The 18,749-nt window shown below is 71.6% G+C and carries 17 protein-coding genes and 3 pseudogenes; 10 read left to right on the top strand and 10 right to left on the bottom strand.

The genetic code is table 11. The features are described 5' to 3' along the window. Positions 1 to 4: 4 nt before the first annotated feature. Positions 5 to 658: a response regulator transcription factor gene (locus OG609_RS21065; RefSeq protein WP_198677111.1), complete on the top strand. Its 654-nt coding sequence runs from the start codon at positions 5 to 7 to the stop codon at positions 656 to 658. Then, complete coding sequence (locus tag OG609_RS21070) at positions 655 to 1,875, top strand: sensor histidine kinase (RefSeq protein WP_327274230.1); 1,221 nt, start codon at positions 655 to 657, stop codon at positions 1,873 to 1,875. Before OG609_RS21065 ends, OG609_RS21070 begins: the two co-directional genes overlap by 4 nt. On the opposite strand, the gene OG609_RS21075 is transcribed toward OG609_RS21070, so the two are convergent. After that, positions 1,809 to 3,626 carry a VWA domain-containing protein gene (locus OG609_RS21075; RefSeq protein WP_327274232.1) on the bottom strand — a complete coding sequence of 606 codons (1,818 nt, stop codon included), beginning with the start codon at positions 3,624 to 3,626 and terminating at the stop codon, positions 1,809 to 1,811. The two genes, OG609_RS21070 and OG609_RS21075, sit on opposite strands and share 67 nt — an antisense overlap. Before the next feature lie 398 nt (positions 3,627 to 4,024). Between OG609_RS21075 and OG609_RS21080 the strand changes: the two genes are divergently transcribed. Beyond that, positions 4,025 to 4,507 carry a hypothetical protein gene (locus OG609_RS21080; protein ID WP_327274233.1) on the top strand — a complete coding sequence of 161 codons (483 nt, stop codon included), beginning with the start codon at positions 4,025 to 4,027 and terminating at the stop codon, positions 4,505 to 4,507. Between the two features lie 69 nt (positions 4,508 to 4,576). After that, positions 4,577 to 4,978, top strand: coding sequence for an RNA-binding S4 domain-containing protein (locus tag OG609_RS21085; protein ID WP_327274234.1), 402 nt, complete (start codon positions 4,577 to 4,579; stop codon positions 4,976 to 4,978). A 197-nt stretch (positions 4,979 to 5,175) separates the two neighbouring features. On the opposite strand, the gene OG609_RS21090 is transcribed toward OG609_RS21085, so the two are convergent. After that, positions 5,176 to 6,123, bottom strand: a complete 948-nt coding sequence (locus tag OG609_RS21090; RefSeq protein ID WP_327274235.1) for an NADP-dependent oxidoreductase — start codon at positions 6,121 to 6,123, stop codon at positions 5,176 to 5,178. Positions 6,124 to 6,219: 96 nt separating this feature from the next. Beyond that, positions 6,220 to 7,107, bottom strand: a complete 888-nt coding sequence (locus tag OG609_RS21095; RefSeq protein ID WP_327274237.1) for a hypothetical protein — start codon at positions 7,105 to 7,107, stop codon at positions 6,220 to 6,222. Positions 7,108 to 7,226: 119 nt separating this feature from the next. Between OG609_RS21095 and OG609_RS21100 the strand changes: the two genes are divergently transcribed. Further along, complete coding sequence (locus OG609_RS21100; RefSeq protein ID WP_327274238.1) at positions 7,227 to 7,637, top strand: hypothetical protein; 411 nt, start codon at positions 7,227 to 7,229, stop codon at positions 7,635 to 7,637. A gap of 251 nt (positions 7,638 to 7,888) precedes the next feature. On the opposite strand, the gene OG609_RS21105 is transcribed toward OG609_RS21100, so the two are convergent. The 3 genes from OG609_RS21105 to OG609_RS21115 form a co-directional block, all read right to left on the bottom strand. Then, positions 7,889 to 8,311, bottom strand: coding sequence for a universal stress protein (locus OG609_RS21105; protein ID WP_327274239.1), 423 nt, complete (start codon positions 8,309 to 8,311; stop codon positions 7,889 to 7,891). A 119-nt stretch (positions 8,312 to 8,430) separates the two neighbouring features. Continuing rightward, complete coding sequence (locus OG609_RS21110; protein ID WP_327278127.1) at positions 8,431 to 9,084, bottom strand: FMN reductase; 654 nt, start codon at positions 9,082 to 9,084, stop codon at positions 8,431 to 8,433. A 14-nt stretch (positions 9,085 to 9,098) separates the two neighbouring features. Beyond that, positions 9,099 to 10,187: an LLM class flavin-dependent oxidoreductase gene (locus tag OG609_RS21115; RefSeq protein ID WP_327274240.1), complete on the bottom strand. Its 1,089-nt coding sequence runs from the start codon at positions 10,185 to 10,187 to the stop codon at positions 9,099 to 9,101. A 158-nt stretch (positions 10,188 to 10,345) separates the two neighbouring features. Between OG609_RS21115 and OG609_RS21120 the strand changes: the two genes are divergently transcribed. Further along, positions 10,346 to 10,483, top strand: coding sequence for a DUF6126 family protein (locus OG609_RS21120; protein ID WP_164495278.1), 138 nt, complete (start codon positions 10,346 to 10,348; stop codon positions 10,481 to 10,483). Positions 10,484 to 11,019: 536 nt separating this feature from the next. Here OG609_RS21120 and OG609_RS21125 read toward each other — a convergent pair. Together OG609_RS21125 and OG609_RS21130 are read right to left on the bottom strand one after the other, a co-directional pair. Next, positions 11,020 to 11,847 (bottom strand): hypothetical protein, encoded by an 828-nt coding sequence (locus tag OG609_RS21125; RefSeq protein WP_327274242.1) that lies wholly within the window; start codon positions 11,845 to 11,847, stop codon positions 11,020 to 11,022. Beyond that, a complete protein-coding gene (locus OG609_RS21130) occupies positions 11,844 to 12,374 on the bottom strand; it encodes a SigE family RNA polymerase sigma factor (RefSeq protein WP_327274243.1) in 531 nt (176 codons plus the stop codon). The genes OG609_RS21125 and OG609_RS21130 overlap by 4 nt, the downstream gene beginning before the upstream one ends. A 94-nt stretch (positions 12,375 to 12,468) precedes the next feature. Here OG609_RS21130 and OG609_RS21135 point away from each other — a divergent pair. The 3 genes and pseudogenes from OG609_RS21135 to trpS all read left to right on the top strand — a co-directional run. Continuing rightward, positions 12,469 to 12,564 (top strand): annotated as a pseudogene (locus tag OG609_RS21135) (VOC family protein); the annotation flags it as partial. A gap of 205 nt (positions 12,565 to 12,769) precedes the next feature. Next, the gene (locus OG609_RS21140; protein ID WP_327274244.1) at positions 12,770 to 12,922 is read left to right on the top strand and encodes a hypothetical protein; all 153 of its coding nucleotides are present in this window, start codon (positions 12,770 to 12,772) and stop codon (positions 12,920 to 12,922) included. 227 nt (positions 12,923 to 13,149) lie between these two features. After that, positions 13,150 to 14,208, top strand: a complete 1,059-nt coding sequence (trpS, locus tag OG609_RS21145; RefSeq protein ID WP_327274245.1) for a tryptophan--tRNA ligase — start codon at positions 13,150 to 13,152, stop codon at positions 14,206 to 14,208. Between the two features lie 22 nt (positions 14,209 to 14,230). Here trpS and OG609_RS21150 read toward each other — a convergent pair. Further along, a pseudogene (locus tag OG609_RS21150) lies at positions 14,231 to 14,386 on the bottom strand (DNA polymerase III); the annotation flags it as partial. Positions 14,387 to 14,668: 282 nt separating this feature from the next. Here OG609_RS21150 and OG609_RS46240 point away from each other — a divergent pair. After that, a pseudogene (locus OG609_RS46240) lies at positions 14,669 to 16,601 on the top strand (serine/threonine-protein kinase). 136 nt (positions 16,602 to 16,737) lie between these two features. Here the strand turns inward: OG609_RS46240 and OG609_RS21175 are convergent. Further along, positions 16,738 to 18,729 carry an NAD-binding protein gene (locus tag OG609_RS21175; protein WP_327274246.1) on the bottom strand — a complete coding sequence of 664 codons (1,992 nt, stop codon included), beginning with the start codon at positions 18,727 to 18,729 and terminating at the stop codon, positions 16,738 to 16,740. Between the last annotated feature and the right edge of the window lie 20 nt (positions 18,730 to 18,749).

Consider the following 18,749-nt stretch of genomic DNA (forward strand, 5'->3'; position numbering starts at 1 on the left):
CACGATGCGGGTACTGGTCGCCGAGGACGAGGAGATCCTGGCGGAGCTGGTCGCCACCGGGCTGCGGCGGGCGGGGTTCGCCGTCGACACGGTGTACAGCGGCGACGCCGCCCTCGCCTACCTGGGGCTGCACGACTACGACGTCGTCGTCCTCGACCGCGACCTGCCACGGGTGCACGGCGACGACGTGGCGCGGGGGCTGGTCGCCTCCGGCTCGCGGACCAGGATCCTGATGCTCACCGCCGCCGGTTCCATGGAGGACCGGGTCGCCGGCCTCGACCTCGGCGCCGACGACTATCTGGGCAAGCCGTTCGAGTTCCCCGAGCTGGTGTCGCGGGTTCGGGCGCTACGGCGGCGCAGCGCCCGCCCCGTACCGCCGCAGCTGGAACGGCACGGCATCCGGCTCGACACCGTACGGCGTACCGCTTCCCGGGAGGGGCGGGAGCTGGACCTCTCGCCGAAGGAGTTCTCGGTGCTGCAATTGCTGCTGGAGGCCGACGGCGGGACCGTCAGCGCGGAGGAGCTGCTGGAGCGGGCCTGGGACGCCAACGCCGATCCGTTCACCGGCGCGGTCCGCGTCTGCATGAGCAAGCTGCGCGGGAAGCTCGGGGAACCGGCCCTGATCCGTACGGTGCAGGGTGTGGGGTACGCCCTGTGAAGCGTCCGTCGCGCGTTCCGCACGTCCAGCACTCCACGATCCGGACGAGGATCGCGCTCGTGTACGGCGGGGTGTTCCTGGTGCTCGGGACGGCGCTGCTCGTCACCGTCAACCTCGCCGCCCGCGCGGGTACGGACTCCCAGGCGCGCGCCATCGCCCGCACGGCCGTGGTCGTCCAGCCCGGATACGCGGTGAACGGCCCCCTCATCACCCGGCGCAGCCTCGGGCCGCCCACCGTCTACGACCTCACCGACGACGTCAGCGACGCGGCCGGTCATCAGTTGCTCGTGTGGTCCGCGGCCTCGCTGCTCGTCATGACGGCCTGCGCGGTCGGCGTGGGGTGGTGGACCGCGGGGCGGGTCCTGCGGCCCGTCCACGCCATGACCGCGAAGGCGCGCCGGCTCTCCGAGCACACTCTGCACGAACGGATCGCGTCCAGCGGCCCCGACGACGAACTGAAGGAGCTCGGCGACACGCTCGACGCGCTGCTGGCCCGGCTGGAGAGGGCGTTCGACAGCCAGCGGCGGTTCATCGCCAACGCCTCGCACGAGCTGCGGACACCGCTCGCCACCCAGCGGGCCGCGATCCAGATCGGCCTCGACGATCCGTCCCAGGAGGATCTCGTACGGACCCGGCAGACGCTCCTGGACAACAACCGGCGCAGCGAGCGGCTCATCGAGGGGCTGCTGGTCCTGGCGCGCAGCGAGCGTGGGCTCGCCGCGGGCGAGCGGGAAGCGGTGGACCTTGCCCAGGTGGTGGCGGAGGAGGTGGCCCGGCACCCGGGAGTGAAAGTCGATGCCGGGCCCTGTGCGGTGCGGGGGAACCGGCTGCTGCTCGCCCAGCTGGTGGCGAATCTGCTGGCCAACGCCGTCACGTACAACGTGCCCGACGGGACGGTGGAGATGTCCCTGGTGACCGCGGGCGACGGGGTGCTGTTGGAGGTGCGCAACACCGGGCCGGTGGTGGACGCGGCGGACATTCCCGGGCTGTTCGAGCCGTTCCGGCGCGGCGAGGGCAAGGACCGGATGGGGCGCGGGTCGGGGCTCGGTCTCTCGATCGTTCGTTCAATCGCTGTGGCGCACGGCGGTACGGTCACGGCGGTGCCGGGCCCCGAGGGCGGGCTCGCCGTGACCGTACGCCTGCCGGCGGATCAGTTCTCGGCCGCAGCTTCGCGGGCCGTGATCCAGGCGGGGAGGGCGGCGAGGACCTTGCGGTAGAACGTGGTGTCCGCGACCTCGCGGGGGGCGGGGCCCGCGTGGAAGAACCCGGCGTTCGGGACGTCCAGCTTCCGCAGGAAGTCGAAGCCCTTCGCGTCCTCGTCGCCGAAGGCGACGAACTGGAAGAACAGCGGCAGCCGCGCCGCCTCGGCCAGCGCCTGCTTGGCGGGCTGCTTGGCGTCCGGCGGGCCGTCCGTCTGGAAGATCACCAGGGCGGGGCCGGTGGCCTCGGACTTCTCGTAGTGCGCGACGACCTCTTCGACGGCGCGGTGGTAGTTCGTACGGCCGAGGCGGCCCAGGCCCGCGTTCAGCTCGTCGATGCGGCCCTCGTGCGAGGTGAGCTCGACCGTGCCGGTGCCGTCGATGTCGGTCGAGAAGAAGACGACGGGGACGGCGGCGTTCTCGTCCAGGTGGGCGGCGAGGGCCAGGGTGCGGTCGCCCAGGTGCTGGGCGCTGCCGTCCTTGTAGAACGGCCGCATGGAGCCGGAGCGGTCGAGGACCAGGTAGACGGTGGCGCGCAGCCCGGTCAGCCCGTGCGTCTCCAGCCCGGCCTGGGCGGCCTTGTACGAGTCGACGAGCCCGGGCGCGTGGGACTTGACCTGGGCGAGGGGGAGGGCGGGCTCGGGGGTCGGGGTTGCTTCGGGGGCCGTGTCGGCCGGGATTTCGGTCTTCGGCTCGACCTCGGCGGGGGCCTCGACCTCGGCGGGGGTCTCGACCTCGGCCTCCTCGGCGACGGCCTCCGGCGCGGCGGGAGCCTCGGCCTCGACGGCAGTGGACGTGGCCTCCGGCGCGGTCTCGGCGGGGGCCTCGACCTCGGGCTCGGCGGGGGCGGGCTCGGGCTCCGGCTCGACCTTGGTGGCGGGCGCGGTCACCGGTTCCGGCTCGGTCTCGGCGGGGGCGGGCTCGGGCTCCGGCTCGACCTTGGTGGCGGGCGCGGTCACCGGCTCCGGCTCGGTCTCGGCGGTGGGTGCAACCACCGGCTCGGCGGGAGCCTCGACCTCAACGAGCTCCAGCTCGGCGGTGGGCGCGGCCTCCGGCTCGACCTCCGGCTCGACCTCCGGCGCGGCCTCGGTGACGGCGGGTGCGGGCTCCGTTTCGGCCTCGGTGACGACGGGTGCGGGCTCCACCTCGGCGGGAGTCTCGGCCTCAACGGGCTGCGTATCGGCGGGAGCCTTGGCCTCGGCGACAGCAGGCGCGCCCTCCGGCTCGACCTCGGCAGCGGGTGCAGCCTCCGGCTCCGGCTCCGGCTCCGCGGCCTCCGGCTCGACCTCGTCCTCGTCGGGCTTCGCAGCCACCGGTTCGACCTCGGCAGCGGGTGCAGCCTCCGGCTCCGGCTTCGCGGCCACCGGCTCGACCTCGTCCTTGTCGGGCTTCGCAGCCACCGGCTCCGCAGCCTCGGCCTCCGACTCCGGCTCCGCCGGCTTCGGTTTCGGCTTCGGGGCCGAGCCCTGTGCCGGGACCGTGGCGATGGACGCCTTGTCGAAGGCCGCTGCCACCAGGTCCGATGCCAGACCGCTGTCGCCGGTGGCGGACCGGTGAGAGGTGGGGGCCGGTACCGAGGCGGTGGCCGAGGCGGTTTCGCGCACCGAGGTGGTCTCCGCAGCCGACTCGTCCACCGGTACCGTGACCGGCTCCGACTCCGCGGGTGCGGTGCGTTCGGTCTGGGGCGGGACCGTGGCCGTCGGCGCCGGCGCGTCCTGCTCCGCGCGGTCGCGGCCGAACACCTTGCGCAGCAAGCTCCGAATGCCCATGGGCGAGGCCTTTCGCGTGAGTTGGGTGCGATAAATGTCCGACCTGCGGGATTCATCCCTGGCCAGGGCGGATACGTAAGGTTAGCGGCCAGATCCGGCCGTTCGGCGGTGCGGCCCGCCCGTGGGACAACTGAGCCGCAACCGAGCCCTGAGCGAGTCCTGTGCGCATGCCGTGCGGGCCTGATGCACTTCGTTCAAATGTGCCTATCTGGTCCCGAGTTGCCTTGTTGGCGTGAGCGGCCGGTGTGCCTGACAAATAGTCAGGCACACCGTTGTTTGTTTTATCCGCATGCGTTATCAAGAACGGCCTTCACATGGGAAAACGATCCCGCAGAACACGTCTTGCGGCCTGTGCTGTGACGGCGGGGCGACGTTTTCCGGCCTCGTACCGGCAGCCGGTGCCACCGTCGCCCAGGCGGCCACCCCGTCGTCCGCGGCGTCGGCCGTGGGCGATCCCGCACCGGGCCACGAAGGCATGCCGGGCCGCGGTCGAGGGCGCGACCGGGACGGTCGCCAACGCCGACCTCGCCTACGGTCTGCCGACCGGAGCCACCTTCAACAGTGAGGATCTGTGGCACGAGATCCAGGGCGTCACGCGGTTCGAGGGCAAGTCGTACTTCCACCGCAGCAACGGCTACGACAACGGCCGGCTGCTCCAGGCCACGCCGGGGACGGTCGACGGAACCAGCCGGCTCGTCGGCAACGCGAAGACCCTGGAGTCGGCGTTCGGGCCCGAGGAGCTCTACCTCGCGCACGGGCGCGGTGACGGGTTCCCGCCGCAGCTCCGGTCGCTGAGCGAGCATGCGCCGAGCAAGTGCGGGGCGTGCAAGCGCGAGGTGTACGGCTACAACATGGCGGAGGTGATCAGCGACTTCGGCTGATCCGCATGGCCCTCATGACCTGATCCGCATGACCTGACCCGACGCGCGTGCCGCACTAGAGTCGGTTGCATGGTTTCCGGTGAGGCGCCGCAGGCGGAGGGAAGCGTCCGGGTAGACGTCTGGATCTGGTCGGTCCGGCTGACGAAGACCCGTTCGCAGGCCGCTGCCGCCTGTCGCGCGGGACATGTGAAGGTCGCCGGCGAGCGCGCAAAGCCCGCCCAGGCGTTGCACGTCGGCGACGAGGTACGGCTCCGGCACGCGGGCCGGGACCGGATCGTCGTCGTGTCGAAGATCGTGAAGAAGAGGGTCGGCCCTCCGGTGGCGGCGGAGTGCTTCATCGACAACAGCCCGCCTCCGCCGCCGCGCGAGGTGGCGATCCAGGTTCCGGTACGGGACCGGGGCGCGGGGCGGCCGACGAAGCGGGACCGGCGGGAGATGGAACGGTTGCGGGGGGCCGGGCCCATGGGGTGACGCGACGGCCGCCGCGTGCCGCAGCGCGCTGTCCACCGCCCGGGTGGCGGGTGAGTCCGGGGCGGGCAGACCGGGTTCGGCGCCGCCGGTGCGGCTCGCCTCGACGGCGGCGGCCGGTTCACGTACCGCCGCCCGATGATGTCGCGTTCCTGGTCGTCCAGGACGCCGCCTTCGGGTCTCGCGCGCGGGGCGTGGGATCAGAGCACGATGACCGTCTTGCCGCGTGCGCCGCCCGTCCGGTTCCGGTCGAGGGCCTGCGGGGCCTTCTCCAGCGGGAGTTCGATGTCGATGGGCACGCGCAGTACGCCCTCGGCGGCTCCCTCGGCCAGGACGTCGAGCAGGACCGGGGTGGGTTCGAGCCGGAAGTCGATGCCGGTCACGTCCGCGGGGAGGGCGGCTCCGGCGGCGACGCCCCGCGTGGTGAGAGCGATCCCGCCGCCACGTACCAGCGCGGCACGGGCGGCGAAGGCGTCCGGGGTGGTGGAGACCAGGTCGACGAGTGCGTCGACGCCGCCCGGGCAGGTCTCCCGTACCGCCGCCTCGAGGGGGCGGTCCGTGGTGTCGATCGTGACGGTGGCGCCCAGGGCCGCCATCCGCTTGCGTTCGTCGCCGCGCACGGCCGCGAGCACGCGTACGTCGCGGGCCGACGCGAGCTGGGTCAGATAGCTGCCGACGCCGCCCGCCGCCCCGATGATCAGCAGGCTCTCGTGGCCGCGGAGCACGGCGATCTCCAGGATCTCGGCGGCTGTCATCCCGGCGGACGGCAGCGCCGCCGCGGTCCGGAGGGGGAGGCCGTCCGGGACGAGGGTGATGGCGGAGTCCTGCGGTACGGACACGTAGTCGCAGTACGTACCGGCTCCGGACGCAGGCCCGGTCACCCGGCCGAAGACCTGGTCGCCGACCCGGAAACGGTTCCCGCCGCTGCCGATCATGTCCACCCGGCCCGCGAAGTCCACGCCGACGACCAGCGGGAACACACGCGGGGCGAGTCCGTCGTCCAGGGAGCCCTGTGCGGCCTGCCAGTCGCACGGGTTGAGTGCGGCGTACTCGATCCTGACCCGTACCTCACCGGCTTCCGGCTCGGGCTTGGGCATCTCGACCAGTGCGGGGTCGGCCCGGAATGCGCTGACGGCTATGGCTCGCATGTGGAAGACCTCTCAGTCGTCCCCGATCCGGCAGTCACGGGAACCACTCTTCCCCGGCCCGCCCGCCGCCGCACGTCGAACCAGGTCCGCTACGGGCTACCCGCCGGCGTGTATTTTGCGCGCCGCCCACAGCCGTCCGAGCACCGCGCACAGCGCCACCGCCAGCCCCGTGGCGAACACGATCCACACCGTCGTGCGCAGCGAGCTCGTCAGCGCGTCGTACACCGCCGCCACACTGCCCGTCTCGCCGTCCGGAACCCCGGACAGCACCCGGTCGCGGGCGACCGCGATCACCGCGCGCAGCACGAGTGCCCCCAGCGCGAAACCGAACCCGGCCACCGCCACGGCCGAGAGCGCGGCGAGCGCGGAGCGCCCGCGCCCCGGTCCGCCGCGCACCCAGGCCGCGACCACGGTCACGACGGCGAACACGACCGTGCCCACGGCGGGCCAGATACTGCCGGCCCGCAGCCACCGGAAGGTCTGGCGCAGCTGGTCGGCGCGGTCGGCGGAGACGATCGTGATGTCGGTGTGCTGGACCGGGATCCGGTCGGCGAACGGCACCCCGTTCGCTTCCAGGTTCTGTTTGACCTGCTTGGTCACGGGCGCCAGATCGATGGTCACGGCCTCGCCGGTGTTGCCGTTCAGCGCGGCGGTGACGGCCTTGTGGGCGGTGCGGTTGGCGGCGTTCCACACGGCCTGGAAGGCGTCGGTGGTGGTGAAGGACATCACCGCCTCGTGCAGGAAGTCCCGCACGGTGCTCTGGAGCGGCCCGGCGTCGATCTGCGTCATCGTCGCGTCGGTGATGAGGTCGCCGACAGTGCTCCGCACCTCGGGGTCGGAGGCGAGCGGGGCCACCGCGGCGACGTAACGGTCCGTGTTGTCGATCTCCAGATCCACCCAGGCGGACAGTGCGCTCAGCGGGACGAGCACAGCGAGCAGCGCCAGCACCACCACCGCCGGAGCCGCCGAGAGATACGTCCGCACCTCTCCAGGGAATCCCGTACGGGGGCGGCGCGCCCCGGGCCCTACGCCATCCGAGTTGCCGGGCGGCGCGGCCGGGTGTGCTCTGGAGGGAAAAGGGGCGACGGAAGGAGTTCTCCGCCATGGCCACTCATGCAGCGATGCCGACCCGTGGACGGGCCGGGGCCGGGACACGTGAACGTCGGCACAGCGCCCGCGCCTGGGCCATACCCGTCACGCTGGGCGCGGCGTACGGCCTCTACGCCTCGTTCATCCTCCGCAACAACGGCGCGAGCGGCGGCCGGCAGTTCTGGTACGGCCTGATCTGCGCGGTGGTGCTCGCCGTCCTCTGTTTCGTGCTGGGCCGGATCCAGCACACCATGATTCCCCTGGTGCGGGCGGTGGCGTACGGCGCGCTGACAGCCGCGGCGATCGGCCTGCTGGTCGGGCTGACCGATTCGAGCGTGCTGCGGTCCTCCGCGCTGGGACTTGCGGTCGGCCTCGGGATGTTCATCACCACCTTCTACATCTTCTACACGCGAGAGAAGACGTGAGCGCGTCTCCCGTCGCATCCTTGACCTTCTCCGTAGGGGGAAGTCCCAGCATCATCGGTGCCGGGGCTTCCCCCTCGGCATGAGCAGGTACGGGGGTGCGAGGAGGTACGGGGTGGAGCGCGAGGTGGCACGGGCGGAGTGCGAGGAGAGTGCCTCGCTGACGGTGTCCCGCGCCGGGCGGGCCGCGCCGACATGAGGACGGGCCCGCACAGGGCGCGGGCCCGTCCTCGTCTGCCACGCGGTTGCGGTCTTCAGTCGCGCACGACCGTCACCGGGCACGGTGCGTGCTGGGTGACATGGAGGCTGACCGAGCCGAGCAGGGTCGCCTTGAATCCGCTGTAGCCACGAGCCCCGACGACCAGCAGGTTCGCGCCCTTGGCGCGTTCCAGCAGGGACTGGGCCGGGTTGCCGATCACCACGACCTTGCTGACCGCGGCCGCGCCCTCGGCGCCCAGGGCCTCCTCCAGTGCCTCGGTGAGGGACACGGTCGCCACCGCCTGCGGGTCGAAGTCCTCCGGCATGCCCGGCATCATGGACGCCCAGCTGGTCGCGGGGTACTCCCAGCTGTTGACGGCCTCCACCGTGTCACCGGTCAGTTCCGCCTGGCGTACGGCCCAGTGCAGTGCCTTGATCGACGACTCGGAGCCGTCAACGCCCACCACGATCCTGCCCATCTCTGCCTCCAGCTCGGTTCGGCTCAGTGCGCAGAGGCGTCGTGCGAGAAAACCCCGCACGACGCATCTTTCGGATCAACTCTAATCAAACCGGACAGGACTTCGGGCGGCGGGTCCCCTCAGTCCAGCCGGAGGTCGGCGAGTTGCTGCTCGAACGGCACGACCTCGTCGTCGAGCCCGAGCACCCTCGACGCCCCGGAGGCCGCCCGGCCACCCGTGATCATGGTCGCGAGCTCGCCGCCCGCACGCCGGATGCGGGACGGCAGGCCGTCCGTGTACTCGTCGCCGGACGAGCCCCAGTCCTCCGATGCCGCGTACACGGAGGTCGGTACGACGGTGGCCCGCAGGTAGGCGAAGAGCGGACGCATCGCGTGTTCCAGGACGAGGGAGTGGCGGGCGGTGCCGCCCGTCGCCGCGATGACGACGGGCTTGCCGGTCAGCGCCGTGTTGTCGATCAGGTCGAAGAACGACTTGAACAGCCCGCTGTACGAGGCGGTGAAGACAGGCGAGACGGCGATCAATCCGTCCGCCTCCGTCACCTCCTTGATCGCCGCGTCCAGGGTGCTGGGCGGGAACCCGGTGACCAGGTGGTTGGCGATGTCGACGGCCAGGTCGCGCAGGTCGATCACCCGGACCTCGACCGTGCGGTCCTGCTCGGCCATCAGGCGCTCGCGGGCGGCGCCGGCCAGCCGCTCGGCCAGCAGCCGGGTCGACGAGGGGCTGCTGAGCCCGGCCGACACGGCGACGATCCTCAGCGGCTCGGTGGCGAACACGGTGGACACGGTGGTCAGGCCTCCTTCGTGGCCGCGCGGGCGGCGACGGCCGGGTGTACGGGGGCGGAGTCCGGGACTCCGGCAGGCCGCAGGTTGGCGAACTCCTTGCGCAGCACCGGGACGACCTCCTCGCCGAGGATGTCGAGCTGCTCCAGGACCGTCTTCAGCGGCAGCCCCGCGTGGTCCATCAGGAACAGCTGGCGCTGGTAGTCGCCGACAGCATCCCGGAAGGACAGGGTCCGCTCGATGACCTCCTGCGGGGAGCCGACGGTCAGCGGCGTCTGCCGGGAGAAGTCCTCCAGGGAGGGGCCGTGCCCGTAGACCGGTGCGTTGTCGAAGTATGGGCGGAACTCCCGTACCGCGTCCTGCGAGTTCTTCCGCATGAACACCTGGCCGCCGAGGCCGACGATGGCCTGCTCGGCGGTGCCGTGTCCGTAGTGCGCGTACCGCTGCCGGTAGAGGTTCACCATCTTCTTGGTGTGCTCGATGGGCCAGAAGATGTTGTTGTGGAAGAAGCCGTCCCCGTAGTACGCGGCCTGCTCCGCGATCTCCGGGGAGCGGATGGACCCGTGCCAGACGAACGGCGGGACGCCGTCCAGCGGGCGCGGGGTCGCGGTGAAGGACTGCAGCGGCGTACGGAACTTGCCCTCCCAGTCGACGACGTCCTCGCGCCACAGCTTGTGCAGCAGGGCGTAGTTCTCGATGGCGAGCGGGATGCCCTGGCGGATGTCCTTGCCGAACCAGGGGTAGACCGGTCCGGTGTTGCCGCGGCCCATCATCAGGTCGACGCGGCCGTCCGCGAGGTGCTGGAGCGTCGCGTAGTCCTCGGCAATCTTCACCGGGTCGTTGGTGGTGATCAGCGTCGTGGACGTGGACAGGATGATGTGGTCGGTGCGGGCGGCGATGTAGCCGAGCGTGGTCGTCGGCGAGGACGGGACGAACGGCGGGTTGTGGTGCTCACCGGTCGCGAAGACGTCCAGCCCGACCTCCTCGGCCTTCTGGGCGATGGCGATGGTGGCCTTGATCCGCTCGTGCTCGCTCGGTGTCCTGCCGGTCGTCGGGTCGGTGGTGACGTCTCCGACGGTGAAGATCCCGAACTCCATGGCGCCCGCCTCCAGATTTGTTGAACATTGAACTATGTGAACACACCCTACAACGGAGCACCCCCCTGACCTATTCCGCCGGGGAGGGGCTGGGGCCGTGCGTACCCTGGAGAGGTTGCGGAGGCCCGGGCGCGCCTTTGTCGGACGGAGGCAGGACCGTGAGCGAGGGCAGCGAGAGCGAGCGCTGGAAGGAGCGCGGCGTGGCCCTGCGCGTCTTCGTGTACGTCTTCGCCACGCACCTCTTCGCGGGTTTCATCTGGATCCTCTTCTACGTGGGCGAGCACGCCAAGAAGTGAAGTGAGCGGGGCGGGGTGGGGGCATGGACGGCACCACACGGGCGCGCCTGGACGCAGCGCTCGCGGCGGACGGCATCTGGAGATCTGGAGCGCTCTCTTTGCGCTGGCCAAGGAGGCGTCGGCCACGCGATGGGCCTGTCGCACGACCCGGATTCGCACCGTTCCTCGGAGCTCTGCTGAACCACAAGACCCTCGGCGGGCGCGCGGCCCTGGCGCTGGGGCCTGCGAGACGACGATGTCCCTCCTCGGCCGGCCGCCCCGGGCGGCCCGGAAGGATGCGAACCGCCTGCGCACCGCACTGGCCGACATCGACGGCCTGGGAGCCGGCGTCCTAGACGCGCCGCTCCCCTCATCGAGGAGCTCCCGACCGGCCACTCCCGCGCCCACCTGTGCCTGCGCCGCTACCGACGCCGAGTTCGGCGCCCATTGGCGGACGCTCTCGTCGATCACGAGTGCGGGACAGCAGCCGGGTCAGAGCCCCCGGGCGTCTTCCGGACCCGGCCCGGCGAGATCCGGAAGGCATCCGTGGCTGACGGTCATGAACACAGGGGTGGTTTCTCCTTTGCGGGGCGGAACTCGATCGGTTTCAGCCCCGGGGAATCGAACCGCAACCTGTCGCCCGTGAGCCGGATGAAGCCGGTCACGATCGTGTGCCGCGCGCTTCCGTCGATGCCGGTCTCCTTCGAGTAGTCACGGACGGTCACCCACCACCGCCCGTCGAATCCGGTGAAGCGGAGACCGCAGTGAACGATCAGATCGTGCGGATACCAGGATCCCTCCACGGCGTTCGCGGGCGACTGCTCCAGGACCGGCGGCTTGGCCGGATTCGGAGGAGGCAGGAGAGGACAGTGTCCGCCTCCTGAGACACGGTGGAAGTCCGCCGTCTCCCTCATCGAACCGGACCCCATCTCGAACCGGGCGACGTCCTTCGACACCAGGGTCATCACTCCGGACACCCGGTCGCCGTACAGGAGGATGGTCCTCGCCAGTTCCGCGTCGGTGGCCCACTTGCTGCCGTCGAACACCGCGAACTGGAGACCGCAGCTCCGCACCAGGTCATACGGGTAACTCACCCCGATCCGCGCCACAGCCGGCCCCAACTTCAACGGTCGGTCCGCCGGAGCGGCCGCGACCGACGCGACCGAGTCCGGGGTCCCCGGCCCCGGCTCGGTGGCGCGCAGGCCGAGCCCCGCACCACCTGCGGTCAGCACGACTGCGCAGGCCACCGCCGCCCCCCGGCGGCGGGCCCTGACGCGGCGCCCCTTGGCCAGGAGCGTCTCCACACCCGTCGCGCTCCCCGCCGAAACGTCCCCTTGTGCCAGGTCCCGCAGGCCCCGTCGCAGCTGGTCCTCGTCCTCGGTCATCGCGTACTCCTCTCCGTTCCCGCATAGCCGCTCAGCGCGCCGGCGGCGCGCAGCCGTTCCAAGGCCCTGTTGGTCCGGCTCTTGACCGTCCCGGGCGAACAGCCGAGCAGCTCGGCCGTCTGGTCCACCGACAGGTCCTCGTAGAAACGCAGCACCACTACGGCACGCTGGGCGCGGGGCAGATCCGCCAGCGCGCGCTCCAGCTCCAGGCGCGCCTCGGCGCTGCCCGCCATGTCGTGGCCGCTGGTCGAACTCTCCGTCTCGGCCCGGACGACCTCCGCATGCCAGCGCCGCCGTCGCCAGGTCGCGTACAGGTTCACGACGACCTTGCGGGCGTACGCCTGAGGCGACTCCCACACGGCCGCCCGGCCCCACCGCGTATAGACGCGGATCAGGGCGGCCTGCACCAGATCCTCAGCCGTGTGCGGATCACCCGTCAGCAGACGGGCCGTTCGCAGGAGCGACCCGTGCGACGCCGCCACGAAACCCGCGAACTCCGCATCATGAGCCGAGCTGCCCTGGCGCATCGGCATTCCCCCCGAGTGTTCTTACGGCCCGAAGACCCTGACACCCACTCGACAACCTGGCCCTCCCGTCAGGTTCCATCGGATCTGTTCCGGGTCGCCGACCCCGTACGGGAACGAGTGGGGCGTCACCATCGAGGACCCGGACGGCTACTGTCTTGTCCTCTGCGCGCGCGACTGGTCCAGCTCCTGAGGGGGCAGGGGAGCCAGGGGGCAGGGGGCTCAGCCCTTGCGCACCTTCCAGAGCCGGCCCGAGCCGGCCACGCTGTTTCGGCGGTGCTCGTGCTCTCCGAGCTGCTGACCAACGCCGGGCAGCACGCCCGTCTCTCACCGGGGCGGTAGATCGAGACCCGGTTCCGGCCGATGGCCGACGGGGTGCGGATCGAGGTGCACGAGCCTTGGGTGTACAGCCGGAGGAGCGCAGGCCGGAGTCCGACGAGTGCGGCGGGCGCGGGCTGATCCTTGTCGCCGCCCTGGCGGACCGGTGGGGGCACGGGGCGCGGTGCGGACCCGGGAAGGTGGTGTGGGCGGAGCTGACGCCCGGCCGATGAGCCCCGGAAATGGGCCGTGACCGCAGGACCGGGTCGCGCTACCATCGGCCCATGACCTCCGTACCGTGCCGAAACTGGTGGCGCTCCTTCTAGGAGCGGCCACCTCATCAGCGCGGGACCAGGGCCGTTCGATATGGACGGCCCTTTTCTCTGCCCTCGCACGGGTACGGATGCCGATCCCGGCGGGCCGTCCTCCACGCAACCAGCACTCGCGAGGAGAGAGCCCCATGAACACAGTCACCGCTACCGCTACCGACCCTGCCCAGTGCCGAAGTGCCGAACTGGAGGGGCGGATCCGGCAGACCCCCGGCCGGTTCCGGGTGATGACCGGGGACCGGCCCACCGGGCCGCTGCACCTCGGGCACTACTTCGGCACTCTCCACAACCGCGTCCGGCTCCAGGACCTCGGTGTGGACGTCTTCGTGATCATCGCGGACTACCAGGTGCTCACCGACCGGGATCTCGCCGACCGGCTCTCCGAGCACATGGAAGGGATGCTGCTGGACTACCTGGCCGTCGGGATCGACCCGGCACGCTCGACGGTCTTCAACCACAGCGCCGTGCCCGCGCTCAACCAGCTGATGCTGCCCTTCCTCAGCCTCGTCTCCGTCGCCGAGCTGAACCGCAACCCCACCGTCAAGGACGAGATCGCGCACTCCCGGCAGTCCGCCGTCAGCGGGCTGATGTTCACCTATCCCGTGCACCAGGCGGCCGACATCCTGTTCTGCAAGGGCAATCTGGTGCCGGTCGGGCAGGACCAGCTGCCGCACCTCGAAGTGACGCGGACCGTCGCCCGACGCTTCAACGAGCGGTACGGGGTGGTCTTCCCGGAGCCGGACGCGCTGCTCTCCGCCGCGCCGCTCCTGCTCGGTACCGACGGCACCAAGATGAGCAAGAGCCGGGGCAATTCCATCGCGCTCGGCGCCACCGCCGACGAGACGGCGCGCCTGATCCGTGGGGCGAAGACGGACGCCGAGCGGCACATCACGTACGAACCGGAGTCCCGCCCCGGGGTGTCCTCGCTCGTGCTGCTCGCCGCGCTCTGTCTGGACCGCGATCCGCACGCCGTGGCCGACGAGATCGGCGGCGGGGGCGCGGCCGCCCTCAAACGGACGGTGACCGATGCCGTCAACAGCCGGATGGCACCGATCCGGGCCCGGCGCACCGAGTACGCGCAGGACATGGCGTACGTGCGGTCGGTGCTCCGGGCCGGGAACGAGCGGGCCAACGAGATCGCCGAGGCGACGCTGGGCGAGGTACGGGGGGTGATGGGAGGCGTGCTGTAGGCCGGGCTGCCGGTCGGTCCGCGGTCGGCCGGGCGCTCCGTGCCGCCACGTCCAGGATCAGTGCCGCGATGTTCCAGGCGTCGTCCGCGCCGCTGTGGTGGCGGCCCTCCAGGGGAAGTGCCGCGATTCGCAAGGCCTGGGCCATGCCGGGGCGTTCGCACAGGCCGTGGGCGGCGGTGACTCGACCAGCAGCCTGCTCAGCAAGCGTGCGTCAGTGCGGCGAAGAGGCCGTCGATGCTGCCGAAGCGGTGGTGGAGGCTGCCTTGACCGACCCCCGTCGGCCCGGGTCACCGCGCCGACGGTGATGCCCCGCTCGCCCTCGGCGGCGCAGACGCGCAGCGCGGCGTCGAGGAGCAACTCGGCGTGCACCGAGCTGCGTTGCTGTTTCGGGCTGATCGGCTTCCGTTCTGGTTCCTGGAGTAGATTTCTAGAAAAAGATTCCGAATCCAACGGGGCTGACGTGGTGGAACTGAGGGGAAGCGGGGCCGAGCCGCTGGAGGCGGGGGATCCACGCCGGATCGGGCCGATTCCGCTGGCGGGCCGACTCGGGGCCGGCGGCATGGGACGGGTGTACTTAGGGATCCATGAAGGCCGGTACGTCGCCGTCAAGCAACTCCTGTCCTCCGTCGTCGGCGAGGACGAGGACTTCCTGCGCCGATTCGGGCACGAGCTCGACAACCTCTCCCGGCTGCCCGCCGAGGCCACCGCACCGCTGCTCGCCAGCGACCGCACCGCACGGCCCCCGTGGTTCGCCACCGCGTACGTTCCCGGGCTCACCCTGAGGGAGGCCCTTGAGCTGCACGGCAGCCCGCTGCCCGCGCGAGCGCTGTGGCTGCTGCTGCGCGAGGCGGCGGCAGGCCTGGAGTCGGTGCACGCGCTGGGCATGGTGCACCGGGACCTCAAACCGTCCAACGTCATGCTGACCGTCGACGGGCTCACCCTCATCGACTTCGGCGTCGCCCGGGCCGCCGAACAGAGTCAGTTGACCAGAACTGGCATGGTCGTGGGCACGCCCGCCTACATGGCGCCGGAACAGGCTTCCGCCTCCCGGCGGTTGAGCGGCTTCACCGATGTCTTCGCGCTGGGCTCGGTACTCGCGTACGCGGCCTGCGGGGAGCCGCCCTTCGGCAACGAGTCGGGCCACGGTGTGCTGTACCGCATCGTTCACGAAGAGCCCGACCTGGCGCCGTTGCGAGAGCTGGATCCGGAACTTGCCGAGGTCGTCGAGGCCTGCCTTGCCAAGGACCCCGACGGTCGCCCCACCGCCACCGAACTCCTCGAACGTGCCTCGCAGCACGGCCCGTTCGACGCCCCGCTGTGGCCGGCGGCCATCACCGAGCGCCTGTCCGAGCGGGCCGCCTTCGCCGTGGACGTGCAGGAGATCGACGTACCGACTGTCCCGCTCGTCGGCGGAAAGCCGGTGCCGGACCAGAAGCCGGAGCCGAAGGAGGGCTCCGCGCCGGTGCCCGAGGAGGGCTCTGGGCCGAAGCCGAAGTCCGAGCCGGAGGGGGGCTCCGCGCCGGAGCCGAAGCCCGAGCCCCGCCCGGAACGAGCCGCGCCGCCTGAACGCCGCCGCCGCGCCCGCCCTCTCGTCCTCGTCGTCCCCCTTGTCGTGGCCGTGGGTGGGGCGACCCTCGCCATTCAGAACCTGCCGTATACGTCCTCGCCGAAGGCCGAGGCGCACGTCACCCCGTCGGACTCGGCCTCGGCGCCCGCTGACCCGACGTCGCCAACGGCGGACGAGAAGCCGTCGGGCAAGGCGTCACCGGCGAAGTCGTCGGCCAAGGACAGGCATGAGAAGGGCGACGAGGACGGCGCAGGTGGGGCCCAAGTCGCCGGGGGCACCGGGACCGGCACACAGGACGGTGCGGGCGGAAGCGGCCGGTCCGGAGGCTCGGGCACCTCCGGCGGCTCAGGCACCTCCAGCAGTTCGGGCACCTCCAGCAGTTCGGGAGGCTCCAGCAGTTCGGGAGGCTCCGGCACCCCCGGCACCTCCGGCGGCGGGAAATCCACGGCCCCCCCCACCTCCCGCCTCCGGCACCTTCCGCTACCGCAACGGCGACAACAACAAGTGCGTCACCCAGATCTACGGCGCATCCGACTCCGGGAACTGCTCGGACTCGACCGCCCGGTGGACCGTCAAGAGCAAGTCGGACGGCAGCTTCAAGCTCGTCAACCAGCAGACCGGTGGGTGCCTGTACTCCAACGGGCTCGGGCAGGCCGTGTTCGTGGGCGACTGCGCCCAGGACGTCGGCCGACTGTGGCGTACGGGTGCGGGCGGCAGCCTCCGGAGCGACTACGGCGGCGGCTGCCTCGACCTGGGCATGAGCAGCGGTCTGGTGACGACCATGTGCGCCGGGGAGGCGTCGCAGCGCTGGACGAGGCAGACCTAGAAGAGCGATGCACCCCGGGGCGGACACCGAACCGGACCGGGCGATGCGTCATCAAGGTCCCTCTGCGGGCCGCCGGGGCCGCCCGGGCCGACGGCCCGCATCGCGCATCCGCTGGGCCCGGCGCCCATCCGCCCGGCTATGACCGCGGCGCCACGGGGCGTCGCCTGCGCAGCAGTTCGGCCAGGCCCCGCCGCGTCGCCGCGATCACCACCCGGTCCTCGGGGCGCAGTACGTACCCGGGGTGCAGGTCCCAGACCAGGCCCGACGGACGGTCCGGGGAGGCGGGGGCGGGTGTGGCCAGGTCCGGGCGGCGGTGCTCCGGCGGGGTGGCGTCCAGGGCGAGGACCCGCCAGGCGCCCGCCCGGAACGCCTGCTCCACCGTGCGGCCCTCCAACTGCGGGTGGCCCGCGACCTCGACCGCCGCGAACAGCATCACCTTCCGCTCGACCGGGATCGCGCCCAGGATCTGACGGCCCATCATGGCGACCGCGAAGGACGGAGCGGCGAGGTGGGAGACGGATCGGGAGCGGGTCAGGGCCTGCGGGTGGGCGGTGCGCAGGGTGCGGTAGACGGCGGTGGCGAACTCGTCGTCGAACAGGCGCAGGGCGACACGCAGGTCCGGCTTGACCGAGCGGGCGTACAGCGCGGCCTCCAGGTTGGTGGTGTCGATGCTGGTCAGGGCGAGAAGTGCGCGGGAGCGCTGGATCTTCGCCGCCTCCAGCACGCCCTCCTGCGTGACGTCACCGAGGACCACCGGTACGTGCAGCCGCCGGGCCACGGGGATTCCGCGTGCGTCCGGGTCGTTCTCCACGCACACCACGGGAATGCCGAGCTCACGCAGCCGGACGAGGACCCGCGTACCGATCTTGCCGAGGCCGAGCAGCACCACATGTCCGGACAGGCCCCGTGGCGGCCGGCGCAGGGACGAGGCCGTACGGAGCGACCCGAAGGCCTCCAGCACACCCGCCACGAGCAGCGGCAGCAGCATCAACCCGGCCACACCCGAGAGAAGTTGGATCACCTGACGGGCCATGGAGTCGCCGATCGCCGGGTCACCCATCGCGAACAGGTCCAGCAGCGTCAGATACGCGGCGTGCAACGGATCGTCGCCGGTGGTGAGCGTGGAGGCGACGGCGAGGCCCAGCACGGCCAGGCCGACACCCAGCGCCGACCAGCGCAGCCGCCGTGAGAAGAACTGGCTGAGCGGTGCGCCCCTGCCGCCCATCCGGGGCGGCGGACCGGCCGGTCCCGCCTGGCTGACCGCCTCCAGGACGACCGTGCCACGCCCGGTCGCGGCGGCTACCTGCCGTTCGTCGGGCAGGAGTTGAGGGCCCTCCTCGCCGCTGCTGTCGGAGCCCTCGGTGCCCGCCGGGTCATGGGTGGTGGAGGAGAGCAGCGCGAGGGTGCACAGGCCGGGGTCGGCGATCCGGCCGTCCTCGGGCGGGGTGCGTTCGGCGGCGCGCAGCAGCAGGCCCTCCGCCTGGATGACCTTGCTGGAGCCGGTGAGGGCGGTCGCCGCGAGGGCGGGTGCGGCGGTGTCGGCGTCGGAGAGGACGGTGGTCGATGCGTCCAGCGCCCTCGGGTCCAGGCCGGGTGCGGCAACGGCGGCGGCCTGGTCGAGCAGGGTCTCCAGATACTGGCCCAGCTTGCGGTTGTAGAGCCGGATGACCAGCCGGAGGCGGGGGTTGAGACGGCGGGCGGTCAGCGCGGCGCGGATATTGCGCTCGTCGTCGTCATAGACCAGGGCCAGCGCGGCGGCCGATTCGACGCCCGCCTCCTCGAAGGCCTCGTCGGACGGCTCGGGCGCCTCCAGGATGCGTACCGCCTCGACCCCGGCGTTGGTGTCGCCGTTTCCGGGAGCACCTGCGGAACCGTTCCCGCCATTACGGTTCATCGCCTGCGACATCCGGCCGAACAGCGCCGCCGCCCGGCCCCGCCCGGTCAGCGGCAGCTCCGGCCGACGTGCGTCGCGCCCCGGCGGCAGAACGAGGGTGACCCGCTCCCCGTACACATAGCGCAGCTCCACGGCGAGCCGCTGGGCCAGTGCGTCGTCACCGCAGACGACCATGTGCCCGCTGAACGGGGAGCGTTGGGGCTGTTGGGGAAGTGTAGACACGGGACCCAGCATGCCTTGCGCCTCTCCGTCGT

It is taken from the genome of Streptomyces sp. NBC_01224, from assembly GCF_036002945.1.
Classification (GTDB): Bacteria; Actinomycetota; Actinomycetes; order Streptomycetales; family Streptomycetaceae; genus Streptomyces.